We start from the raw sequence: 20,323 nt of genomic DNA on the forward strand, positions 1-20,323 counted from the left end.
CCATGTCAGTGACCGTAGCCAGTGAATGGCTCAATGCCTGTTCCGGATGTGAAATTTCCCTGGTGGATCTGGGGGAACGCCTTCTGGACGTGCTCAATCTTGTGGAAATCGTCCATATGCCGGTTCTGTTGGATCACAAGTATTTCGGCCAGACCGGAGACAAAAAGCACGTGGATATTCCCGAAGCCGAAGTGGGTCTCATCAGCGGCGGCATTCGCAACGAAGAACATGCGCACATCGCTGCTCACATGCGATCCCGCTGCAAAGTGATCATCGCTTTGGGAACCTGCGCCACGCATGGAGGCATTCCCGCTTTGGCCAACAGCTTTCCGGTATCGGATCTTTTGGAACGGTGCTTTACCACGGAAAGTACCGACGAAAACCCTCGAACCTTTGAACCCCCTGTCCCTCAGCTTTTGGACAGATGCTCGGCCTTGGACGAACACATTGCCGTGGATGTGTACCTGCCGGGATGCCCGCCGCACCCAGACCAGCTCTTCTCGGCACTCACAGCCCTCGTGCAAGGAACAATGCCGGAACTTCCCGCCAAAAGCGTCTGCGACACGTGTCCGACGGTGCGCGAAGGCAAGGGAAAGCTGACGGAGCTGCGCCGATTTTTGCAAAATCCTTTCTATTCCAGCCCGAGGGAACCTCTGGACAAGATGCCATGTCTTTTGGAACAGGGCTTCCTGTGCATGGGCCCTGTGACACGAGCCGGCTGCGGCGGGGACGCCACAACGCCGCGATGCATCGCCGCCCGAGTCCCCTGTCGCGGCTGTTACGGCCCCGTGCGCCACGACGGCAACCCCATGCTGGACATGCTCAACGCTTTGGCCTCCAACGGCATCGACGTCAAATCTCTTCCGGAATTCCCGTCGCTTCTGCGCTTTGCGGGAGCCCACCGGTTGCTCAGGCCTTCACGGCCGCGAAAGGAGCGTTAGACCATGAGTCGGGAGATTCATATTCAGCCCATCACGCGCATCGAAGGCCACGCCTCCATTCAGATTCAGCTCAACGAGGCGGGCGATGTTCAGGATGCGCGCGTCAACATTATGTCTCTTCGAGGGTTTGAAAAATTCATCGAAGGCAAACCTGCCGAAGAGGTGCCTCGCATCGTCAGCCGCATCTGCGGCATCTGCCCCTGGATGCACCACTTGGCATCCAACAAGGCGGTGGACCGCTGCTTTGGTGTCACGCCACCCCCGGCCGCTCAAAAGCTGCGGGAACTCATGCAGACCATCGCCCATGCGGAAGATAAACTGCTGCACTTTTTCTTTTTGGCTGCCGCCGATTTCGTCATCGGCCCCGATGCTGATTACTCGGTGCGCAACGTAATCGGCATCGCCAAGGCACATCCGGAACTGGCCCAAAAAGTGGTGCACATGCGGCATCGCGCCAAGATGGTTCTGGAAAAATTCGCCGGCAAAGCCATCCATCCCATTGCGGGCGTGGTGGGTGGTTTTTCCAAACCCATGCTTGAAGAAGACCGCCGGGAAATTCTCGCCCAAATGCGGGAGCTGTTGGATTTTGCGCTGTTTACTTTGGAATTTGCCAAGACCAAAGTTTTTCCCCCGTACATGGAAACCATTCAGTCCCTGGGAGTCATTCGCACGGGATTTATCGGCACGGTGGATGCGACGGGCGCCCTAAATCTTTACGACGGGCGTGTTCGCCTCATGAAACCCGACGGAACCTTTACGGAATTTGACGTTCAGGACTACGCCGACGTTCTCGGGGAACATGTGGAACCGTATTCCTACGCCAAAATGCCTTATGCCAAGGTGTGGAACGAAGGCTTTTGTCTCGACGAAAACAACCCTCGAGGCATCTATCGGGCCAATACATTAGCCCGCATCAACGTGGCGGATCGCATCGCCACCCCTCGAGCGCAGGCGGAATTGGAGGAATTCCGCGAAAAATTCGGCCGCCCCGCCCAAGCGACGCTCCTCTATCACTGGGCCCGGCTTATCGAAGAAGTCTATGCCTGCGAGCACGCCATTGAACTCTTGGAGGATCCCGAGATTTGCGATCCCCAGGTTCGGGCCGAGGTGGAACCTCGAGCGGGCCGCGGCGTCGGCAGCGTGGAGGCGCCCCGCGGAACCCTCATTCATGACTACTCCACGGACGAGAACGGCTTGATCACTCGAGCCAATCTCATTGTCGGAACCACCCACAACATCGCTCCCATGAACCTGAGCGTTAAGCAGGCGGCTCGATCCCTCATTCACCAAGGCGTCGTGGATCAGGGACTTTTGAACCGCGTGGAAATGGCGGTGCGCGCCTACGACCCCTGAATTTCCTGCGCCACTCATCGCCTGGACGGCGAATCGGCAATCCAGATCACCATCCTTGACGCGGCCGGAACTCCAATCGTCCGCTGGCCGCGATCGAGCACCGTCTGACACCTCACGGGGCGTGCTCGAAACGATTCATCGCCTCAACAGAAGGGGGCTCGGGTGCCTTTCATGCGCTTCGAAGCCCCCCTTTTTTTTTCGGAAGGAACCCTATCCAGCCCATGGGCAACCACTTGCGCGCCGCTCGTCACCCTTCCAAGCAAGCACTCCGTCAGCCCTGCTCGGTTAATTGAGATTTTGTGTGGAAACCGCGCCAATGTTGTGCGAGTTTCCTCGCAATCGGCCTCTTCAAACAACGCCCGTACGGGTTAAGATGACCTGGGGCCAGTCTCATCGACCACTACGCCGGCCGTCCAGGGTACCGGTGGGCAAGTCCGAGAAAACGCCGGCCACCAGTCCATGGGCGGAATGTGGTGAAGGAGGCCGGATCGAAGGCTTTGTGTGCACGCCATTTTCATTTCGGGGTGCTTTCGGCACATAAGCGCTCAAGGCGTTGACGTTATGGACGAAGCGGCCACAAGAGATGCCGAGAATCGAAAGAAAGCGCTGCAGCGCTTCTTGTGTTCATCGTGACGGCCATCGTTGCCGTGCGGTTTAAGGTCATCGAGGAGCATCTTCGGGTGGAATCGCTCCAATGCCTCATGGACTCCGTGGGGCTGTGGGCCCCCATCGCCTTCGCCGCTCGTTGGAAGGCGCAACATATTATGATTATGGCACACATTCCCATGTGCGTTCATGAAGTCCATGGGCAGGCTGGTTTCAAAATATCCATGGTTTGCGGGCGAACGGATCGTTGTGATCCAGAGACCTGAAAGCGCCGCGGCACGGACCGCCTTCACATCCCGTCATGACTGGCGTGACAGAAACCTTGCTCTGGCACGTTCTGTGCCCTACGCTTTGGGTGAAAAAAATGGAGGTGTCATCATGATCCACACCGCATCGACTGTCTTGACCATGGTTATGAAGGCTTTCGGCGCCCAGGCGCGAGCTCCGTGGTTGGCTACGGGTCTCGGTTCGTGGGCCTCTCCGTGGTGTCCTTTTTTCGGGGGATGGGCCGGAGGATGGTTTCCCTTGATTTTCGGCGTCCTTTTCTGGGTGCTTGTCTGTGTCTCCATGATCCTTGTGATCCGCCGACTGCTTCGGTCTTCACCGGACGACGCGCGGCCGTCGACCGGGTCGTCACGGGCTGAGGAAATTCTCAAAGAGCGGTATGCCCGGGGCGAGATCACGGAAGAGGAGTTTCACAAAATGCTGGGCCAGATCCGGTGAGTGTCCTAAAGAGCTCAAGCCCGTGGCGCCGGTTTCAACGGCGGACGGCGAACAGAAGAGCCGATGATGGGGACGCGCGAACGGGTCCCAAAGGTCTTGTACGGATGGTATGGGCCATTGTCGCCGCCGCAATTTTCAGGGATGAGTGCACCGTGCCGTAAAATCCGCCTCCGCCTCGGCGACAGCCGTTTGAAAACCCACAAAGGCCCAGGTTTCGGACAACGCCATGTAGCGGGCCACGTTCGAAACGCCCTTGGCGCTGCTTTGGTACAGAATCCGTCGCTTTTTTTTTGGCTGAAGCCTCCTGAAGGTCGGCCCACCCGTCGCTTCGCATCCGGGATGGCCTAGTGACCTTATGGAAAGGCTGCGCCACGCCGCATACCCCGCCTCAGCTCATGACGGAACGGTCACAAACGTTTTTTTCTTTGATCAAACTGGAAGTGAGGGCGAGATTTTGGAGCGGGGATTTGAACGCCAGACAAGGATCTGAGCGCTTTGTTCGACAGTGCGAGTCTGTTTTGGATCGTCAACCCGGCCCTCATTTTCCCCGTAAATCAAGGTGACCGGTTGAACGCCAATGTGCGGCAGAGCCTTAGGCGGCCTGCGAAGAAGCCGTGGCTCGGTATCGGCAAACGGTCTTGACGGCTTTTGCGGAAATGAAAAGCCGCCTCGCCCCACATTCTGACTTGGCCATATGACGACGTGACGGATGATGTGGGGTCCGCCCAACGCCAGCTAGATAGCCTATGATCGGTACGTGGCCGGTCCGGCAACGTGTCTTCAAGTGGCCACGGCCAGCAGCCTTTGGCCCTTGACCGATCGGTCTTGCGCCTTAGGGGACAGCGGATGGTAATTACGGTGGGACGGTTCAAAGTGTCGGGCTGGGGGAGGAAGGCCTCTGCTTTTCTTCCTTCGAAGCAAAACGGCGGACAACTTCAGCCACCGGCCCCGAACGATTGCTGAGCACCCGAATGCCGCGACGTTCCAGGAAAACCCGAGCCCGCTCCTCGATGGCTCCGCAAATGAAGACTTGCACGCCCAGGGCCAATACCTTTTCCAGTTTTTGTTGCACCGTCTGTTTTGCCATGTCGAGAGGTATTCGCAGGCGCACGCGGCCTTTGTGAAAGACGCACAAAAGGATTTCCGGCGCCGTGGCGAAGTGGGGCGCGACATTGGGCCCGAAGCGGGGAATGGCCACCTTGATGAAGCCCTGTTCGAAAGGCGAGGTCGTCTCGGGCATGGAGACCTCCGGTTAAGAAATGCCGTAACGTTTCATCTTGCGCCATAGCGTCGCGCGGCTGATACCCAGCTCTCGAGCCGCTTCCACGCGGTTGCCGTCGACCTTGCGCAGCACCCAGCGGATGGTGCGTTCTTCGGACGAGGCCAAAGGGGAGGCGTCAGGGTTTTCCCGGCGGCGGGTTCGGACCTTGCCCACCACATCCATGGGCAGGTGTTTCACCTCGATGATGGGACCGGAACACAGAACGCAGGCGTGTTCGATGATGTTTTCCAACTCCCTGACGTTCCCCGGAAAGTCATAGTTCATCAAAAGACTCAAAGCGTGCTCCGAAATTTCACGAATGTTTTTCCCGCACACGGCGTTGTACTTTTTCAGCATGTGGCGAGCCAGCAAGGGGATGTCTTCCCGTCGTTCCGCCAGCGTAGGCAACCGAATACCGATCACGTTCAACCGGTAAAAGAGATCAGCTCGAAAGGTGCCATCTTCAACCTTGCGCTCCAAATCCACATTACTGGCCGCCACAATGCGCACATCGGCGGACTCGGGTTCTGTGGTGCCCAAAGGAACAAAAACCCGTTCTTCCAAGAACCGTAGAAGCTTGACCTGAAGTGCACCGGACATGCACTGCACTTCGTCAAGAAAAAGGGTGCCGCCCTCAGCGCTTTGCAAACGTCCCGGTTTGTCTTTCTTCGCATCGGTAAACGCGCCCTTGCGATACCCGAAGAGCTCCGATTCCAAGAGAGGGTCTGGGATCGTTCCACAATTGAGTTTCACGAAGGGACCGTCGCGGCGGGGGCTAAGCTGGTGGATGATGCGGGCCAGCATGCTCTTGCCCGTACCGCTTTCCCCCTGGATCAACACCGTGCTGGGGCTTTCGGCCACGACGGGCAGAAGCTCAAGAATTTCCTGCATGAGCGGGTTTTTGCTGACCACTTCGCCGAAATGGTAAGAATCGTGTAGCACCTTGCGGAGGTCCTCCTCCACACTGCAATCCCGAACCACTTCCACCGCCGCAACCACCCGCCCCTGATCATCCTTGATGGGGGAGACCGAAATGCACACGGGCACTTCCCGGTGATCTCGAGTGACGATCCGCGCGGGGCGATCCCGAACCCCTTCACCGGTCTGAAAAACGAGGTCCAGAGGGCACTGGGTCTGGCACAGGTCGGAGCGTAACACGTCATAACAGGTCCGTCCCAGGGCCTCTTGGATACGAAACCCCGTGAGGCGTTCCGCGGCATGGTTGAAGAAGCCTTCAATGCGCCGATCCCGGCCGACCATGAAAAGCCCATCGCCGATGCTGTTCATGATCAAACAGCAGGTGTGCCCGTCGTCGGTCAAACCACACACGGACGTTGTCCCGGGGCGGAAACCTTCTTCGTGCCTGCCGTTCATAACCTCTCGCTCTCTTTCCTTCCTTGAAATGCTTCAAAACGTTGCCATTTTTCAGGCGCTGTCCCGGGCCAGAAGGGCGGCTCCCAGGGCACCGATGATCTGAGGCTCCGGGGCCGTCGCAATGCGCCCTGCGAGACGCCGCTCCAAGGCCTTCACAACCCCGACGTTTTTCGCCACTCCCCCGGTCATGGCGACCACGGGACGCCGCCCGACCTTTTTCAGCAAGGCCGCGGTGCGTTCTGCCACGCTCTCGCAAATGCCCCGACAGATGGCCTCCACCGGATGCCCCTCCGCAATGTGGGAGACCACCTCGCTTTCGGCAAAAACGGAACAGACCGAACTGATGGGCACGGCCCGAGACGCCCTGGCACCCAGGGCGCTCAAATCCTCGATGTCCATCTCCAGGGCTCGAGCCATGAGTTCCAAAAAACGCCCCGTTCCCGCGGCGCACTTGTCGTTCATGAGAAAATTTTCCACCTCGCCCCGGTCGTTGACCGCAATGGCTTTGGTGTCCTGTCCGCCGATATCGATGATGGTGCGCACCTCGGGAAACAGGTGCCACATGCCGCGCGCATGGCACGTGATTTCGGTCACCTGCTCGTCGGCAAAATCCACCACTTTGCGGCCGTAGCCCGTCGCCACGCATCGACGCACAGGCCCGTATCGTTGGGAAACCTCACGAAGGAACCGATCCAGGGAGGCCGCCGCCCGACGGGCACTCGCCCCGGTGGCGCTCATGATGTGCGCCACCATGTCCCCTTGCGAGTCCACCACCACGGCTTTGGCCGTCATGGACCCGATGTCGATTCCGGCAAAAAGCCCGTCTCGCGAGGCGCTCGTTTTTCGATGTGTTCCCGCACGCGTTCTTAAAAGCTCCACGAAACCCTCCAATCGCGTCCGCGTCGGCCCTTCCGCATAGCTGCGGCTGTCGATGCAATCCCCGTCAAGATCCAGAAAAGGAACGTTGAGCCTTTCCAACAGTTCCGCCACAGCCCGCACCCCGCCCTGGCCCTGACGGCATCCCCAATGGGAAAAATGGACCACCCCGTCGGGTTTCGCCTCCCGCACCATGCGCTCCACCATCTCCACCCGCCTGTCCACGGGTCCCAGCCCGGGGTTCTGAAGCAGCTTGACCGCCAGGCTCTCGTAGGGACGCTGCGGATCCAAAGGATCCCAAAACACGTGGGTGATCTCATCCAGCACGGGCCACAGGTTCAGTGTCCGTTCCATGAAGGGGACGAAATTTCCCTTGAAATAGGGAAAGGTGAGGAGCCAAACGAGGCGGAAGGCGCCATGGGCGGAATCCACGGAGGTCGACACCCAACGAATCTCTTCCGCAAGGCGCTTCAAGAGCCGAGGCGTCTGCGGCAGGCCGGTCATGAGCTGCGCCTGAATCAAGGCCGTGCTCACGTCCTTGCCGCACACGCCGGCAGGCGCTGCGGCTCGAAGCTTATTCAGCCGGACCATCGCGGCCCGGGCTTCGTTACTGTAGCCAAAAACGCGCTCCCAGTCAGTGCGGCTCGGTCTTTTCCCGCTCAGCGTCGACAGAACACTGTCCGCGTGCTCGATCTGCTGCGCCAAATAGGTGCGAGCCTCCGGCGTATCTTCCTGAGGAACATCGAGGACGATGAAGGGAATATCCAGGCGTGCGGCCAGTTCTTCCAAGGCCTTGCACTGGGTGTCGCACAGATGGGTCGTCGCCGCCACCGCATCCACAGAGGGCAGATACCCTTTGAGGAAAGCGGCCATGGCGGCACGGTGAAATGTGCAGCTTTCCACGGGGAAGCCTTCCCCATCCACTGCCGTGAGAGCGCTTTTTTCAAGGCCCGTGGAAGCCAAAGCCGAAGCCAGGAATTCGCCGAACATGGGCGTCATGCCGTGGCCGTGGAGCAGTTCCACGGGAAAGAAAAAGCCCGCCAGCACCGTGGGTTTCCTCTTCGCATACAACGCGGCCAAAAAGCGCAGGATTTCATGGTGCAAAGCATCGAGAGCCGACCTTCGGGTCATGGCTCTCAGTTTTTCAACGGTGAGCAAACCTCTGGCCATGAGCGGCAACATCAAACGCTCAAAGTCCCGCATGCCTATCCTTCCTCCCCGCCATCGGCGGATCCCGTCTCTTGCCGACCATTTCCACAAAGGCCTGCACCCGGGTTTCCATCTGCCCCCATGAAGCCGCCGATCCATCCCGTTCCACGTGCAAAAACGGGATTCTCTCCTGCGCCATCACGGCGGCCAGGCGCGGGAGTCGCCACCGCACCATGTCGCAAAACTTCAAGGTCGGAAAAATCACCCCGTCCGCTTTCGTTTCTCGAACCAGACGCAAGATGTAATCCACAAAACCCATGGCGTCCACGCGCCGGGCACAGGGCGCTCGGTGGAGATACCGGCGCGCCACGGCCCGCAGCGGATCGGCGTCTTCCCGAACGAGTGTATCGAAATGGCGTGTTCCCGTACACAGGGCGTCGGCCACAACCTGGGTCCCGCACGCTTCCACCCGTCGCACGAGAAGCCGCGCATCCCCCGCGCATCCGCCCAGCACCACACGCACATTCATCCCGATGCCGTCTTTGAAAGTTTCTGCGAGGGTGCACAGCGCGGCGCTTTCGGCAAGAAAACCCCTCTTGTCTTCCACGAAAGCCTTGACCAGCCATTGCATGTAATCGGTTCCGGATATCCCGCGATTCAGCGCAGCCCGCAACCCATCCAGCGTTCGCACCCTGAGCCGTGTCTCGTTCAGGATCGCCACCGCCTGGCGAAGGTCCGCCTCCGTCATGGCCCTCCCTGAAAGGGCCTTTAAAAAGGCCGCCAGTTTTTTCAGGACTGCCACCCAGTAGCTTTCCGCCGCCGGACCGCCGACAAAGGGAAAATCGAGCCGATACACAGGCGGGGCCTTGATGTGACGCTCCCACACATCCGCAAGGCGCCTCATGGCATCGCAGGAGTTCACCACCACGACGGCCGCCATATGCCGAAAAGCGCCGCTCAGGGCGGCTTGAAGCACCCCGTGGACATAGGCGCAAAAGGTGGTCGGCAGAACCGCCTCGGATTCTTCTCCGCGCGCTTCAAACCCATAGAGCCTCACAGGCCTAAAACCGGCCGCCAAGAGGAGTTCCTCAGGAGTTGCCGAGCACAACCAGCCCACGGCCGGAGCGGCGCCGTTGCCGTCAAGGAGCGTTTTCTCAGGCCGACTCACGGCACGCACCCCCATCATCAAGCCGTGAGCCTTCCGCAGATTCTGCCCCGCTCACGTAAGCCGCCACCACAGGCCGATATGGCTCCGAAATCTCCCACGTTGCGGTCAAAATCCCTGCCAATCGCATGCGGCTGATTATCTGGACAACTTCAGAGAGCTGACCGGCAATTTTCTGGGCCACCTCCTCGGCGACAGCCTTTAAGGCCTGCGGGTCCTTGGCCGACGCACCGCGGAAAACTGCCGGGTCTTCCTGAAGCAGGCGCAACACCCGCACCACCATGGCCTTTTCGTAAGGGAGCGCGTGCGCGAACGTGGCAAAGCGGCGCACTTCCGTCGGCAAGGCATCCAAAAGCCGCCGCAGCTCGTGAATTCTGCGGTAACGAAAGTCCATGTCGCCGTGAAGCATCTCCCGATCGAACTCCCCTTTGGGGTATTCTCTTTGAATCTGATCGAGAATTGCCAGCCCCCTGTTGAGCGCGGAACCTACGTCTTGGACGTTCATGCCCCATCTCCTCCTTGTTGCGCCCCACCTTTCCTAAGCCTCATCTCCCAAAGGCATCGCAGGTATCGCACGTAGCCCGGGCAGAGATAGGGCCTTAGCCGCCTTGAGTAGCGCTTGTGCAGGCTTCGCACGTAATGGGACATGACCTGAAGAACCGCAGCGTCCGACAGCCCTCGTCCAAAACCCAGCAAAACCAGATCCACCAGTTCGTACGGGCCAAGAAAATGTTCATCTCCAACGCCCCCAAAGCCCGGGGAAGGTCTTTGCGCAAGGACCGCCGGCGGGAGTCCAAGAAAGGCGGCCAAACGGCGCACTTGAAATTTGTAGAGCCCGGCCAAAGGAGCCCATCGCCCTATGGTCACATCGTCAATGCCGCCTTCCACAAAATAACCGAGTTCCAACTCGGTGCGGTTGGCGCACACCACGATGGCCGCCCCGCGTTTGGCGGCGATGGTCTCCAGCACCGCCTTTCGGACCCTGTGGGCCGTCAGAAGCCGCTCGTAATGACGCCCCACCAGGGGGGGAGTCGGCGACCTCTTCATCCGAAGGACCAAGGCCCAGAGCAAAGGTCGCGGAGCCAGTCGAGTGAGGATCTGCAGCCCGAACTGTGTCGTCCAATAGGGCGGGAGCCGCAGAGGCTTTTCCCGCTCTCCCACTACGCCCGTAATGTCCACAGGGATGAGTTCAACCCCTAAGCGTTCGTAAAGATGCAGATTGTAGTTTTCCCCCAGGACCCGCCGATCGATCATCTGCACCGCCAGCGTGGGCACTCCAGAGGTCGCACAGAGGGCGGCGCACACCGCACTGTCCAGGCCCCCGCTCGCACCCAAGGCCACGGCACGAGAGGGGCCGCGCACAACGCCCTCCCGAATCGTGCGCCTCCAGAATGCCACAAAGGCCGCTTCCCAAAACCCCTCGCTTGTCTCACCGGCCGGCGGATTCCGCGATACCGCTTCAGCCCGTTTCATCAAGCCTGACCTCGCGCTCCCACACTGGATCCAAAAGCTCTTCCAGGCGGCGGTCGTATTCCATGAAGCACCTCATGTATTCCACATCCTCGGCGGAACGGCCAGCTTCCGCGTTGATGGGCCGCGCTTCGGTGGCCCCGATGATGGCGCGGGCCTCGGCGTAATGATCCCGAATGGGGCACGGCAGAAAGAGATTGCGCACGCGTTCGGGAGGCTGATTGTATCCGTATTCCGCCTGCCAGCGCCGAATGTGGACAAACAAGGGCGATTTCAAGGCATCCGACAGCGTGCGGCCTCGAGCGTAAAGATCGTAGACGTTGTCCACGTGGTACGGAAAGAAGACGCACGGGGCAATGTTTCCGTGCCAATCCACATGGAGGTACCCACCGGCACGGCCCGCTGCGATGCATCCCAAAGAAAGGACCCCGCCGTTCCAGAAATCCACATAAAAGTAACCTTTTTTCTCAAGGACTTGAAGCTCTCGCTCCAGCATCCACAGCCTCTGTTCAGGCGTCACCAGCCGATCAAAGGAAGCATCGCGGCCGATGGGCATGTATTGAAAGATCCAACCGTAGGCGGCACCATGCTCTTCAAAGTAAAAGTCGAGAAACCGGTCCGAAAGGATCCGTTCGGCATTGTCACGGGTGGCCGTCACCGAAATGCCGAAGGGGACCCCCGCCTGCCGCAGGCACTTCATGGCATGCAAGATTCTTTGATGGGTTCCCGAACCCCGCCGAGCGTCCGTGTCTTCTTCAAAACCTTCCACGGAAATGGCGGGCGTCACGTTGCCCAGCTCGGCCATGCGTTCCGCCAGGGCTTCGCCGATCAGGGTCCCGTTGGTGAACACGAGAAAGTAATTGTCGGCGTTTTCGGCGATCACATCCAGAAGATCCCAGCCGGCACTGCGATAGAGAAACGGTTCGCCCCCCGAAATGACCGTGAAATGCGATCCCCATGCCTCGGTTTTCTCGCGAAGGAGCCGTCGAAAAACGGCCGCCTCCAAAGAGGCCGCACGATGAGAGCGGTCCCCCGCGTAACAGCCCAGGCAGCGCAGATTGCAATTTTCGGTGGGGCTGACCACAAGGAAACTCGGCGGATCGAACCCGTAAAAGGCGGCAAAGGCCCGAATCTTTTCCGTGTCGGCCAAAACGAACTTGTCCACAAAGGTGTCCGCCAGGCTCTCGAGAGGCTTGTCGGCAATAAAGCCGCGCCGGGCGCCGCGGGCTCCGGCGTGAAGAAGATTTTTCATGGCCTGAAAACGCAGCCGCTGCACCTGGCGGGGCCGACATTCGGGGTTTTCCACAACCAGGTAATCGTAGAGAGCCTTTTCCACCTGTTTCAAGGTGGCGTTGCGCAACAGATTGCTCTTGAGCCCCATGACCAAAAGGCCTCTCTTGAGCTTTTCTCGAAAACGGCCTGTGGCAACGGTCTTCATGGCTTTCCCTCCTTTCCATCGGTAAGGTTCTGGACCTTAGGCACGGGCCGGCGCGGAAAAGCCGAGCGGCTGTTGCGACCATGAAACAGTTTCACAATACCCGTTTCACATTTGAAACATGTCGTGAAGTTTCCCGAACCCGGCCGCCATGGCGAAAGGACGGCGTGGGGTACGTCCCCGGAGACCGTCTTGCTTCTCGTTCGCCAAAAGGAGCATCGTGCATGCCAACCCCCTGCCAGGTCCGCTCGCGGGCTGTGGGCCTGTTTCAGAAGAGCTCCGGATTCCTCCGCAAGGTCTTCATGCAGGACAAGGGTACGAGGTAACGGTGGACGACACTTCTTGAGAGGCCTTAAGGAAGCTGTGCTGTTTCGTTAATCGGAAACACGCGCTGGATGGAACCCGAGGCGATATGATGATTTGAGGCGCTTCGCGGTGCCCTGACCAGATCGGCGCGCGGTGCCTCGTGCGCCGATTCACCCTCGCCAGGACTTAAGAGCGAAAAGGTCGATCACTAAGGCCGTCGGTTGCGTCGCACGGGTTTGGGAAGGGCGATGCGAAAGATGAGCAGGGCCGGCAACACGAGCAGAGCCCAAAAGCCGATGCGGCTCACCTGTTCCGGGCTGAAGACACTGGCCCAGGTGCCGAGAAGTCCCACAGTGGGATCCACGCTGGCCGCCTGCCGATAGGCTTCCCGAGCCGCCAGCGAGTTGCCGCGGTCGGCTTCGATTCTGCCGCGCACCAGAAGCGCGCGGGCCATGGCCGTCGAGTCGTCATGGAGGCTGAGCACCGCGGCCACATCCCTTTCCGCTTCCGCAACACGGCCCAGTTCGTAGAAAACTTCGGCACGGTAGCTAAGCCCATCGCTGCGTTTTTCGTCCCACGCGTCGGCTCCCTGGAGATCGGCCAGGGCTTTTTCCCATTGCTGCCGTTTCATGAAAACCAGAGCACGAAAAAGCAGGCCTCGAACGTCCCGCCCGCCCTTTTCCATATAGGCCGTGAGGTCCGCTTCGGCCTCGTCGAGCTTTCCCTGATAATAATAGATGGTACCGCGTTCCCTGAGGGCTTCCACTAAGCCGGCATCCAAAGCCAAAGCTTCCGTGTACAAAGCCGCTCGACGGTACATGATGGTATCCTTGCGGGCCCTTTCCACAAGGTCCGTGGCGGTCTGCATGGCGTGGCCGGCGCTCAGCCCGCTGCTCAACACAAGCATTGCCGCAATGATTCCCGTGACCAGGCGCATGGCGAGATCCTTTCCAACAATCGGTATGGGAGCGGGAGAAGCCGCTTCAACCTTGAGATCGGAACTTAACTTTTAAAACTTAAGCGTTCTTGAGGGGATTAGCAACGTGAATGCCGAAAATAAATTCCGCAAAGATCAAAGACGGGACGACGCGCAACCTTTTTTTACCCAGTCCCTTTATAGAGCCCTGCCTAGTGCTTTTTTCACAGGCACGCATGTGCTAATCTTCGAAAGTTAAGGGCCAGCATCATTGTGAGGAGCATGCATATCGGCAAAATGTAGCGCACCGGAATGGAAAGGAGCCCCCATGATTGGATTGCCCGCCGTCGCTCGCGACACCTACTGGGTCGGCGTCAATGACCATGAAACCGATCTCTTTGAAGCCCTCTGGCCCCTGCCATACGGCGTCTCTTACAACGCCTATCTGGTGGTGGATAACAAGATCGCCTTGATCGATGCCGTAAAAGGCCATTTTCTCGCCGATCATCTGGGCAAAATTCGCGCCCTGTTGCCTGCGCACAAATCTTTGGACTACCTGATCATCAACCACATGGAACCGGATCATACGGGAGCCATTGATATTCTTCGATCCGTCTTTCCCCACATGACCCTGGTGGGTAACAAGAAGACCTTGGAGATGCTCCGCGCCTTTTACGGGGCCGACAGCGCCTGCCTTGAAGTGGGCGACGGGGACGAGCTGGACTTGGGCACGCACAGGCTGCAGTTTCATCTCACGCCCATGGTCCACTGGCCGGAGACCATGATGACCTTTGATGCCACCACGGGGGTGCTCTTTTCCGGAGATGCCTTTGGCGGGTTTGGTGCCGTGGATCGAGGCCTCTTTGACGACGAAGTGAACCTGGAGCTGATGCAAAGGGAAATGCTTCGCTATTTCACAAACATCGTCGCCCGCTACGGCCAGATGGTGATCAAGGCCATTGAGAAACTGCGGCCCGTGCCCCTGCGCGTGGTGGCTCCGACCCATGGTACCGTGTGGCGCCGGAATCCTTCACTGCCCGTGGAGCTGTATGCGCGCTGGAGCGCTCAGGAATGCGACCCCACCGTCGCCGTCATCTACGGGTCCATGTATGGCAACACGTACCGGCTTGTGGAAGTGGCGGCTCGGGCCTTGACCGAGCGCGGTCTCGCGCCTGTGGTGCACGACATCGCGCGCAGCCATGCCTCCCACGTGGTGGCCGATCTGTGGACCTGCAAGGGATTGATCTTGGCCTGTCCCACCTACAACACAGGCCTCTTTCCTCCCATGGAATCCCTGCTGGCCTTGCTGGAAAACAAGCTTCTCAAGAATCGCCTTTTGGGTTTTGTCACAAGCTATGCCTGGGCCGGTGGCGCCAGAAAGGCACTGGAAGCCTTTGCCCAAAGGTTATCCTTGGAGGTGGTGCCTCCGGTCGTGGAGGTCAAGGGGGCGGGCACAGCCCAGGACCTGGAACAGTGCGCCCTTTTGGCTGCACATCTGGCCGAGCGCATCTCTTCCTAGACGATTGTCCACGAGAGCGCGTCGAGTCTATCCTGTGGCGACATATTCTGTGGGATGACCGCAAGGGGCGATCAGGGGCCGCGGCGCGCACCGGTCCCACAAGGCCTGACCGTGGGCAAGCGCTTGGCCCAGCGTCCGGACAGGGTCTTTAGGCGCCGCACGGGCAGGTTTCTTGCGTGAATCCGAGACGCAATCCCAGTTTCCAGGCGGTCTTAAAAGCCCTGTGAATTTCTTCGGTCGTGGGTTTTCGGTCCAGAGGCGGTTTCTTCAGTGCTTTGTGGGCGGGAAAGTACTGGTCCATGAGGCTCACCCACACACCCTTGCCCAGAGCTCGGCGCAGAAACCCCAGGCATTGGCTCGTGCCAGACAGATCTTCGGGCAACACCAAATGGCGAACCAGAAGCCCACGGACGGCCACACCGTCCTCATCACACTGCAATGGCCCCACCTGACGCCACATGGCCAAAAGAGCGCGCCGATTTTGCACCACGTAGTCGGCTCGGCCGCAGCACCAGGCCGCCGCCTTCTGAGACGCAAACTTGATATCGGGAAGGTAGATGTCCACAATGCCGTCCAAGGCTCGAAGAAGGGCCACCCTTTCATAGCCGCTGGAATTGTAGACCAACGGAATGCTTAAACCCTTTTGGGTCGCAATGACCAAAGCCTCGAGAAACTGCGGCACCTGATGAGTCGGCGTGACGAGGTTGATGTTGTGGACGCCTCGCCGCTGCAGCCCAAGCATCTTTTCGGCCAGCGTCTCGGCGTCCATCACTCGGCCCACACCCATTTGACTGATGGGATAATTTTGACAAAAAAGACATTGGAGCGTGCAGCCGGAAAAGAAGATAGTGCCCGAGCCGCGGGTGCCGGCAATGGGCGGTTCTTCCCAGGGATGGACACTGACGGCGGCCACTTTGAGGCGCGCATCGGTGCGACAAAAGCCCAGGCGGCCCGATAGGCGGTCTACACCACAGCGGCGCGGGCACAGATCACACATCCTGAGCTGTTCTTTAAGGGACGCCGCCGTGCGCTGCAGAGCCCCTGTATGGAATGCGTGAACATAAGCTGGCACGGCATCTCTCATGGTCTTTCTGGACAAATCGGCATTGTAGCGATTTTTCCTCGTGAGGAAAGGGGTCATGGACAGAAAAGACACACAAGCCTTTGAAGCGACCATTTGCCACTTTCAACGAATCGCCAAAGAGAATCGGTTCGCCGAAAACGCCTCCATCGCCCACGACACCGATCAGTGTCTGGTGTGCCGTCCGGACCGATGCGCCGGCGATCCCTTCACCGTCTACGTGGACATCATCGCCCGGTGCCTTCCCGTTCGGCGCCCTCGTCTGGATCCCGACCTGGTGGCCGCCATTGCTGAAGACGCGCAGTGGGCCGGCCTTTCCACTTCCTTTACCGTCCAAGATCTAAAAGATCGCCGCGCGACGGCCATGAAAGCTTTTCGTCTTTGGGTGCGCAACGCTCTGGAAACGGGCCTCGAATTGCTCTCCGTACACAGCCCCACCAGCTTGTCTTTTTCCTTGGAGGACGCCCGGGGCATACCACAACGAGAAGCTTTTGTGGAGGGGTGCATCGAGCGGGTCATGGATCAGATTCTGGGAGAAAACTCAACTTGACACCCGTGCGTGTGGTTTCGGCCGTTTTCCTTGGCACGGTCAAACGCTAAGGCGGCCACCGGCCCTTTTGGGGTCCCGCCGTCAGCCATGCCTGGCAACACACGGTGCACTCGTCTGCGCGAAACAAGCCTCCCATCTGATGGGACGCCCTCAAGAGAGGCGAGCAGAATTTGGGCCATTGACGCCGAATACCTTTCTTTATTTCAAGTCGCCCTTCGATCGTGCCGATAGAACAAGTACACAGGCCTCTCGAACTGTCCATGAAACCCTTTAAAGGAAGGCACATTCCATGGCACGCATCCTCGTTGTGGACGATGAAGCCGCCATTCGCGAACTGGTTCAAGGCGCCTTGAAGAGTTTCGGCTATCAGTGTGAGACCGCGCCCAACGCCGCCGCGGCCAGGGCCCTCTTAAAGGCCCAGGATTTCGACTTGGTCATTTCCGATGTGATCATGCCCGGCGAAAACGGGCTCGATTTGATCGCCCATGTGGTTGAAACCTATCCGGATACGGGAACGCTCATTCTATCGGCCCTGGATGACCCGGCCTTGACTCAAAAAGCTCTGGACTTGGGAATTTACGGCTATGTCGTCAAACCCTTTGATATGACGTCCTTGCGAATTCACGTGGCCTGCGCCTTGAAGCAACGGGAAGTGCAGATGGCCAACCGCCGGTATCGTGAAGATCTCGAGCGGCTCGCGGAACAGAGGACTCGAGAACTCCATCGACAGCAACAGGACTATGCCGCTTTGGTCACGAATCTTCCCTGTGTCGTCTACACGGGCTTCACGGACTGGTCGGTGGCTTTTGTCTCGGAAAAGGTGCGAGATGTCACAGGCTATGAGCCTGAGGTCTTTCTTTCGGGACAAAAGCGATGGAGCGAGTGCATTGTGCCGGAGGATCTTCCGACGTTGTCAGAACCTCTCAAGAAAGCCATGGCCCGTGACGGGACCTTCATTCGAGAATACCGCATCGTGGATGCCCATGGTCAGATTCGCTGGATTCAGGATCGAGGCCGCGTCATTCTCAGCCCCGAAAGCAATTTGGATCACGTCTCCGGAGTGTTTTTTGACATCACGGAGCAGAAGAAAGTTCGAGAAGCTCTAGAGCAAGCCAAGGAAGAATGGGAACGCACTTTTGATGCTGTTCCGGCTCTGATCCAGGTGTCGGACAAGAATAGGCGCATTCTTAAAGTCAATGCGGCTCTCGCCAACCGAGTGGGAATCCCTCGCGAGGACATCATCGGTCGCTCCTGTTACGACATTATTTACGGGCGATTGGAAAAATGCCCGCAGTGCCCGTGGGACAACGCCGAGTCTTTGAACTTTCCTCTGGAACGGGAAGTCTACAATGAACACCTGGGAGGCTATTTCCACATCACGAGCGCCCCCTTGTACAACAGCGACGGGTCCTTGGCGGGCTGCATTTCCGTCTCCCACGACATCACCGCCCTCAAGGAAGCCGAGCAGGAAGTGCGCCGAGCCCACTGGGAACTGGAACAGCTCGTCTCGGCCATCTCTTCCATACTCATCGGGCTGGATCCGCAAGGGCGCATCACCCGATGGAACACCATGGCCGAAAGCGTCTTTGGATTGCTCAGCACCGAAGTTCTGGGCAAAAAATTGGAAGACCTGCCCCTTGAGTGGCAATGGGAACGGGTGCAGTTGGCCGTAGAATCCTGCCGCCGAAAGAAGAGGATCCATCGCGTGGAGGACGTTCGATTCACGCGTCCCGATGGTCAGCCGGGTTTTCTCGGCTTCACCATTAACCCCATGCGCTTGGACCATGACACTGAGCTGGGGCTCCTCATCATGGGCGCCGAAATCACGCAAAGAAAACTTCTGGAGGCGCAGTTGGCCCAGGCCCAAAAGCTGGAATCCATCGGCCAGCTGGCGGCAGGCATCGCCCATGAAATCAACACGCCCGTGCAGTTCATCGGAGACAACACGCGGTTTCTTGAAGATGCCTTTCGAGACCTTTCTAGGTTGCTGGAAAAATATCAGGAACTGGTGCAGCGCGCGCGCCAGGCGGAGGACTTGGCGAATCTGGTTCGCGAGGTGGAAGAAGCCGCCGAGACCATTGATTTGGACTACCTGCTAACGGAAATTCCACGGGCCATTGAACAGACGCTGGAAGGGGTCCAGCGGGTGGCCAAAATCGTCCTGGCCATGAAGGAATTCTCTCATCCCGACCGAGAAGAAAAGGTCCCGACGGATATCAATCGGGCCTTGGAAAACACGCTGACGGTGGCCCGCAACGAGTGGAAGTACGTGGCGGACCTCGTCGCCGAGCTGGACCCCAATCTTCCTCTGGTGCCCTGCATTCCCGGAGAAATGAACCAGGTGTTTCTCAACATTGTGGTCAATGCCGCCCATGCCGTCAAAGACGCCGTGAAGGATCAACCCGACACCAAGGGCACCATCACGGTGGCCACGCGGGTGGTGGACGATTGGTGTGAAATTCGCGTTGCCGATACCGGTACCGGTATTCCCGAAAAGATTCGGCACCGTATCTTCGACCCCTTTTTCACCACCAAGGAAGTGGGCAGAGGCACCGGCCAGGGACTGGCCATCTCTCATCACGTGGTGGTGGAAAAACACAAGGGCCAATTGCTGTTTGAAACCGAAGAAGGCCGCGGCACGACCTTTATCATTCGCCTGCCCATGGAGAGTTCGTGAGGTTTTCTCGAGCGCGAATGGCCGCAAGAGCTTCCCGAGCCACATCAGCTACGGAGGTGTCCTCCAGGGTTTCATGGCGGTAAAGGCGCACCGGAGCCGCATCCCCAGTAAAAGATGCCACAACCCCAAGGCAGGATGCATTTCCCACGGCACGCAACCCCCACAGCGCCAAAGCGCGAAACAGGGCACGGGGGTGCCGAGCGTACACGACGAAGTCTTGAGCGCTTGCTGAAAGAAGCTTTGGGTGGGCTTGAACCAAGCGCGCCAAGGCCCACAGAGCGCCCGCCAGCAGGGGTTCATGCTCCAGGTAGTTTTCGTCTTGCCTCACAAAGGACAGCACGAGCCGACCATATTCTTGAGCCAACCCAGGGCTGCGGGCCAGGGCCTCTCCCATGGCTTCCGGAATGCCCCATCCGATCCCCCCCGATTCGTCGTTGAGCAGCCACAGAAACCGACGAACAATCACGCGGGCCGATTCCAGGTCGTCTTCCGCCAGGGTCGCCGTGATAAAGCCTGCGGCCGTCACGGCATGCCATCGCAGCATCTCATCGGTGGAACACAAAAAGGACAGGAGCGGATTGATGACCCGCCGAGGTGAAAAGGAGCGCCAAACCTCCAGATTTTTTGAAAAATCCGGGGAAGCCAAAAGGCTCTCAATCTGCCTCTTGCCCACCCGCCTCGAAGGCTCTTTTTCGATCACTCGGTCGTCTCCTCGTCGTCTTCCCAAAAAATGCAGTGGGACGGGCACATCATGATGGCTTCCTCCACCAAGGCGTCGGGATACATAGCGCACTCCCGCACTTCAATGTAGCCCGCCTCACTGCGCGCAAACACCTGAGGGCACACGCTCACGCAACCGTCACAGTCCACACAGTCGCTCAAATCCACCACAGGACGGCGCATCTTTTTGATAAGCTCCTT

General features: G+C 58.8%; 17 protein-coding genes. 6 read left to right on the top strand and 11 right to left on the bottom strand.

The window, feature by feature from the left end; translation table 11 throughout:
- Window positions 1-2: 2 nt before the first annotated feature.
- The 3 genes from EDC27_RS02570 (at window position 3) to EDC27_RS02585 (ending at window position 3,623) form a co-directional block, all read left to right on the top strand.
- Window positions 3-941, top strand: a complete 939-nt coding sequence (locus EDC27_RS02570; RefSeq protein WP_123289045.1) for an NADH-quinone oxidoreductase subunit B family protein — start codon at window positions 3-5, stop codon at window positions 939-941.
- 3 nt (window positions 942-944) lie between these two features.
- On the top strand, window positions 945-2,294 hold the full coding sequence (locus tag EDC27_RS02575; protein WP_211334745.1) for a Ni/Fe hydrogenase subunit alpha: 1,350 nt from the start codon (window positions 945-947) through the stop codon (window positions 2,292-2,294).
- A 984-nt stretch (window positions 2,295-3,278) separates the two neighbouring features.
- The gene (locus EDC27_RS02585; protein ID WP_211334746.1) at window positions 3,279-3,623 is read left to right on the top strand and encodes an SHOCT domain-containing protein; all 345 of its coding nucleotides are present in this window, start codon (window positions 3,279-3,281) and stop codon (window positions 3,621-3,623) included.
- Window positions 3,624-4,491: 868 nt separating this feature from the next.
- On the opposite strand, the gene EDC27_RS02590 is transcribed toward EDC27_RS02585, so the two are convergent.
- The 8 genes from EDC27_RS02590 to EDC27_RS02625 form a co-directional block, all read right to left on the bottom strand.
- On the bottom strand, window positions 4,492-4,863 hold the full coding sequence (locus tag EDC27_RS02590) for a NifB/NifX family molybdenum-iron cluster-binding protein (RefSeq protein ID WP_123289048.1): 372 nt from the start codon (window positions 4,861-4,863) through the stop codon (window positions 4,492-4,494).
- Between the two features lie 12 nt (window positions 4,864-4,875).
- On the bottom strand, window positions 4,876-6,258 hold the full coding sequence (locus EDC27_RS02595) for a sigma-54 interaction domain-containing protein (RefSeq protein ID WP_123289049.1): 1,383 nt from the start codon (window positions 6,256-6,258) through the stop codon (window positions 4,876-4,878).
- 51 nt (window positions 6,259-6,309) lie between these two features.
- Window positions 6,310-8,337 (bottom strand): acyl-CoA dehydratase activase, encoded by a 2,028-nt coding sequence (locus tag EDC27_RS02600; RefSeq protein WP_170161534.1) that lies wholly within the window; start codon window positions 8,335-8,337, stop codon window positions 6,310-6,312.
- Window positions 8,324-9,469, bottom strand: coding sequence for a 2-hydroxyacyl-CoA dehydratase subunit D (locus tag EDC27_RS02605; protein ID WP_123289051.1), 1,146 nt, complete (start codon window positions 9,467-9,469; stop codon window positions 8,324-8,326). The genes EDC27_RS02600 and EDC27_RS02605 overlap by 14 nt, the downstream gene beginning before the upstream one ends.
- Window positions 9,438-9,953 carry a hypothetical protein gene (locus tag EDC27_RS02610; RefSeq protein WP_123289052.1) on the bottom strand — a complete coding sequence of 172 codons (516 nt, stop codon included), beginning with the start codon at window positions 9,951-9,953 and terminating at the stop codon, window positions 9,438-9,440. Before EDC27_RS02610 ends, EDC27_RS02605 begins: the two co-directional genes overlap by 32 nt.
- On the bottom strand, window positions 9,950-10,921 hold the full coding sequence (locus EDC27_RS02615; RefSeq protein WP_123289053.1) for an ammonia-dependent NAD(+) synthetase: 972 nt from the start codon (window positions 10,919-10,921) through the stop codon (window positions 9,950-9,952). The genes EDC27_RS02610 and EDC27_RS02615 overlap by 4 nt, the downstream gene beginning before the upstream one ends.
- Window positions 10,908-12,356, bottom strand: coding sequence for a radical SAM/SPASM domain-containing protein (locus EDC27_RS02620; protein ID WP_123289054.1), 1,449 nt, complete (start codon window positions 12,354-12,356; stop codon window positions 10,908-10,910). The genes EDC27_RS02615 and EDC27_RS02620 overlap by 14 nt, the downstream gene beginning before the upstream one ends.
- Window positions 12,357-12,867: 511 nt before the next feature.
- Window positions 12,868-13,596: a tetratricopeptide repeat protein gene (locus EDC27_RS02625; RefSeq protein ID WP_123289055.1), complete on the bottom strand. Its 729-nt coding sequence runs from the start codon at window positions 13,594-13,596 to the stop codon at window positions 12,868-12,870.
- A 307-nt stretch (window positions 13,597-13,903) separates the two neighbouring features.
- On the opposite strand from EDC27_RS02625, the gene EDC27_RS02630 reads away from it, so the two are divergent.
- The gene (locus EDC27_RS02630; protein WP_123289056.1) at window positions 13,904-15,094 is read left to right on the top strand and encodes an FprA family A-type flavoprotein; all 1,191 of its coding nucleotides are present in this window, start codon (window positions 13,904-13,906) and stop codon (window positions 15,092-15,094) included.
- Window positions 15,095-15,242: 148 nt separating this feature from the next.
- Here the strand turns inward: EDC27_RS02630 and EDC27_RS02635 are convergent, their stop codons facing one another.
- Window positions 15,243-16,166, bottom strand: coding sequence for a radical SAM protein (locus tag EDC27_RS02635; protein WP_245994174.1), 924 nt, complete (start codon window positions 16,164-16,166; stop codon window positions 15,243-15,245).
- Between the two features lie 67 nt (window positions 16,167-16,233).
- Between EDC27_RS02635 and EDC27_RS02640 the strand changes: the two genes are divergently transcribed.
- Entirely contained in the window at window positions 16,234-16,725 is a 492-nt protein-coding gene (locus EDC27_RS02640; RefSeq protein WP_123289058.1) for a hypothetical protein, read from the top strand.
- 289 nt (window positions 16,726-17,014) lie between these two features.
- Window positions 17,015-19,402: a hybrid sensor histidine kinase/response regulator gene (locus EDC27_RS02645; protein WP_123289059.1), complete on the top strand. Its 2,388-nt coding sequence runs from the start codon at window positions 17,015-17,017 to the stop codon at window positions 19,400-19,402.
- Here EDC27_RS02645 and EDC27_RS02650 read toward each other — a convergent pair.
- Together EDC27_RS02650 and EDC27_RS02655 are read right to left on the bottom strand one after the other, a co-directional pair.
- Window positions 19,374-20,102, bottom strand: coding sequence for a DVU0298 family protein (locus tag EDC27_RS02650; protein WP_123289060.1), 729 nt, complete (start codon window positions 20,100-20,102; stop codon window positions 19,374-19,376). The two genes, EDC27_RS02645 and EDC27_RS02650, sit on opposite strands and share 29 nt — an antisense overlap.
- A complete protein-coding gene (locus tag EDC27_RS02655; RefSeq protein WP_123289061.1) occupies window positions 20,099-20,305 on the bottom strand; it encodes a ferredoxin in 207 nt (68 codons plus the stop codon). The genes EDC27_RS02650 and EDC27_RS02655 overlap by 4 nt, the downstream gene beginning before the upstream one ends.
- Window positions 20,306-20,323 lie beyond the last annotated feature (18 nt).

This window comes from Desulfosoma caldarium (assembly GCF_003751385.1).
Taxonomy (GTDB): Bacteria; Desulfobacterota; Syntrophobacteria; order Syntrophobacterales; family DSM-9756; genus Desulfosoma; species Desulfosoma caldarium.

Excerpts from the sequence above, each read along its gene's own strand:
- EDC27_RS02620 (WP_123289054.1), bottom strand. The coding sequence starts at position 12,356 with ATGAAGACCGTTGCCACAGGCCGTTTTCGAGAAAAGCTCAAGAGAGGC.
- EDC27_RS02585 (WP_211334746.1), top strand. The coding sequence starts at position 3,279 with ATGATCCACACCGCATCGACTGTCTTGACCATGGTTATGAAGGCTTTC.
- EDC27_RS02655 (WP_123289061.1), bottom strand. The coding sequence starts at position 20,305 with ATGCGCCGTCCTGTGGTGGATTTGAGCGACTGTGTGGACTGTGACGGT.
- EDC27_RS02610 (WP_123289052.1), bottom strand. The coding sequence starts at position 9,953 with ATGAACGTCCAAGACGTAGGTTCCGCGCTCAACAGGGGGCTGGCAATT.
- EDC27_RS02630 (WP_123289056.1), top strand. The coding sequence starts at position 13,904 with ATGATTGGATTGCCCGCCGTCGCTCGCGACACCTACTGGGTCGGCGTC.
- EDC27_RS02640 (WP_123289058.1), top strand. The coding sequence starts at position 16,234 with ATGGACAGAAAAGACACACAAGCCTTTGAAGCGACCATTTGCCACTTT.
- EDC27_RS02605 (WP_123289051.1), bottom strand. The coding sequence starts at position 9,469 with ATGATGGGGGTGCGTGCCGTGAGTCGGCCTGAGAAAACGCTCCTTGAC.
- EDC27_RS02615 (WP_123289053.1), bottom strand. The coding sequence starts at position 10,921 with ATGAAACGGGCTGAAGCGGTATCGCGGAATCCGCCGGCCGGTGAGACA.
- EDC27_RS02590 (WP_123289048.1), bottom strand. The coding sequence starts at position 4,863 with ATGCCCGAGACGACCTCGCCTTTCGAACAGGGCTTCATCAAGGTGGCC.
- EDC27_RS02595 (WP_123289049.1), bottom strand. The coding sequence starts at position 6,258 with ATGAACGGCAGGCACGAAGAAGGTTTCCGCCCCGGGACAACGTCCGTG.
- EDC27_RS02600 (WP_170161534.1), bottom strand. The coding sequence starts at position 8,337 with ATGCGGGACTTTGAGCGTTTGATGTTGCCGCTCATGGCCAGAGGTTTG.
- EDC27_RS02575 (WP_211334745.1), top strand. The coding sequence starts at position 945 with ATGAGTCGGGAGATTCATATTCAGCCCATCACGCGCATCGAAGGCCAC.
- EDC27_RS02625 (WP_123289055.1), bottom strand. The coding sequence starts at position 13,596 with ATGCGCCTGGTCACGGGAATCATTGCGGCAATGCTTGTGTTGAGCAGC.
- EDC27_RS02570 (WP_123289045.1), top strand. The coding sequence starts at position 3 with ATGTCAGTGACCGTAGCCAGTGAATGGCTCAATGCCTGTTCCGGATGT.
- EDC27_RS02645 (WP_123289059.1), top strand. The coding sequence starts at position 17,015 with ATGGCACGCATCCTCGTTGTGGACGATGAAGCCGCCATTCGCGAACTG.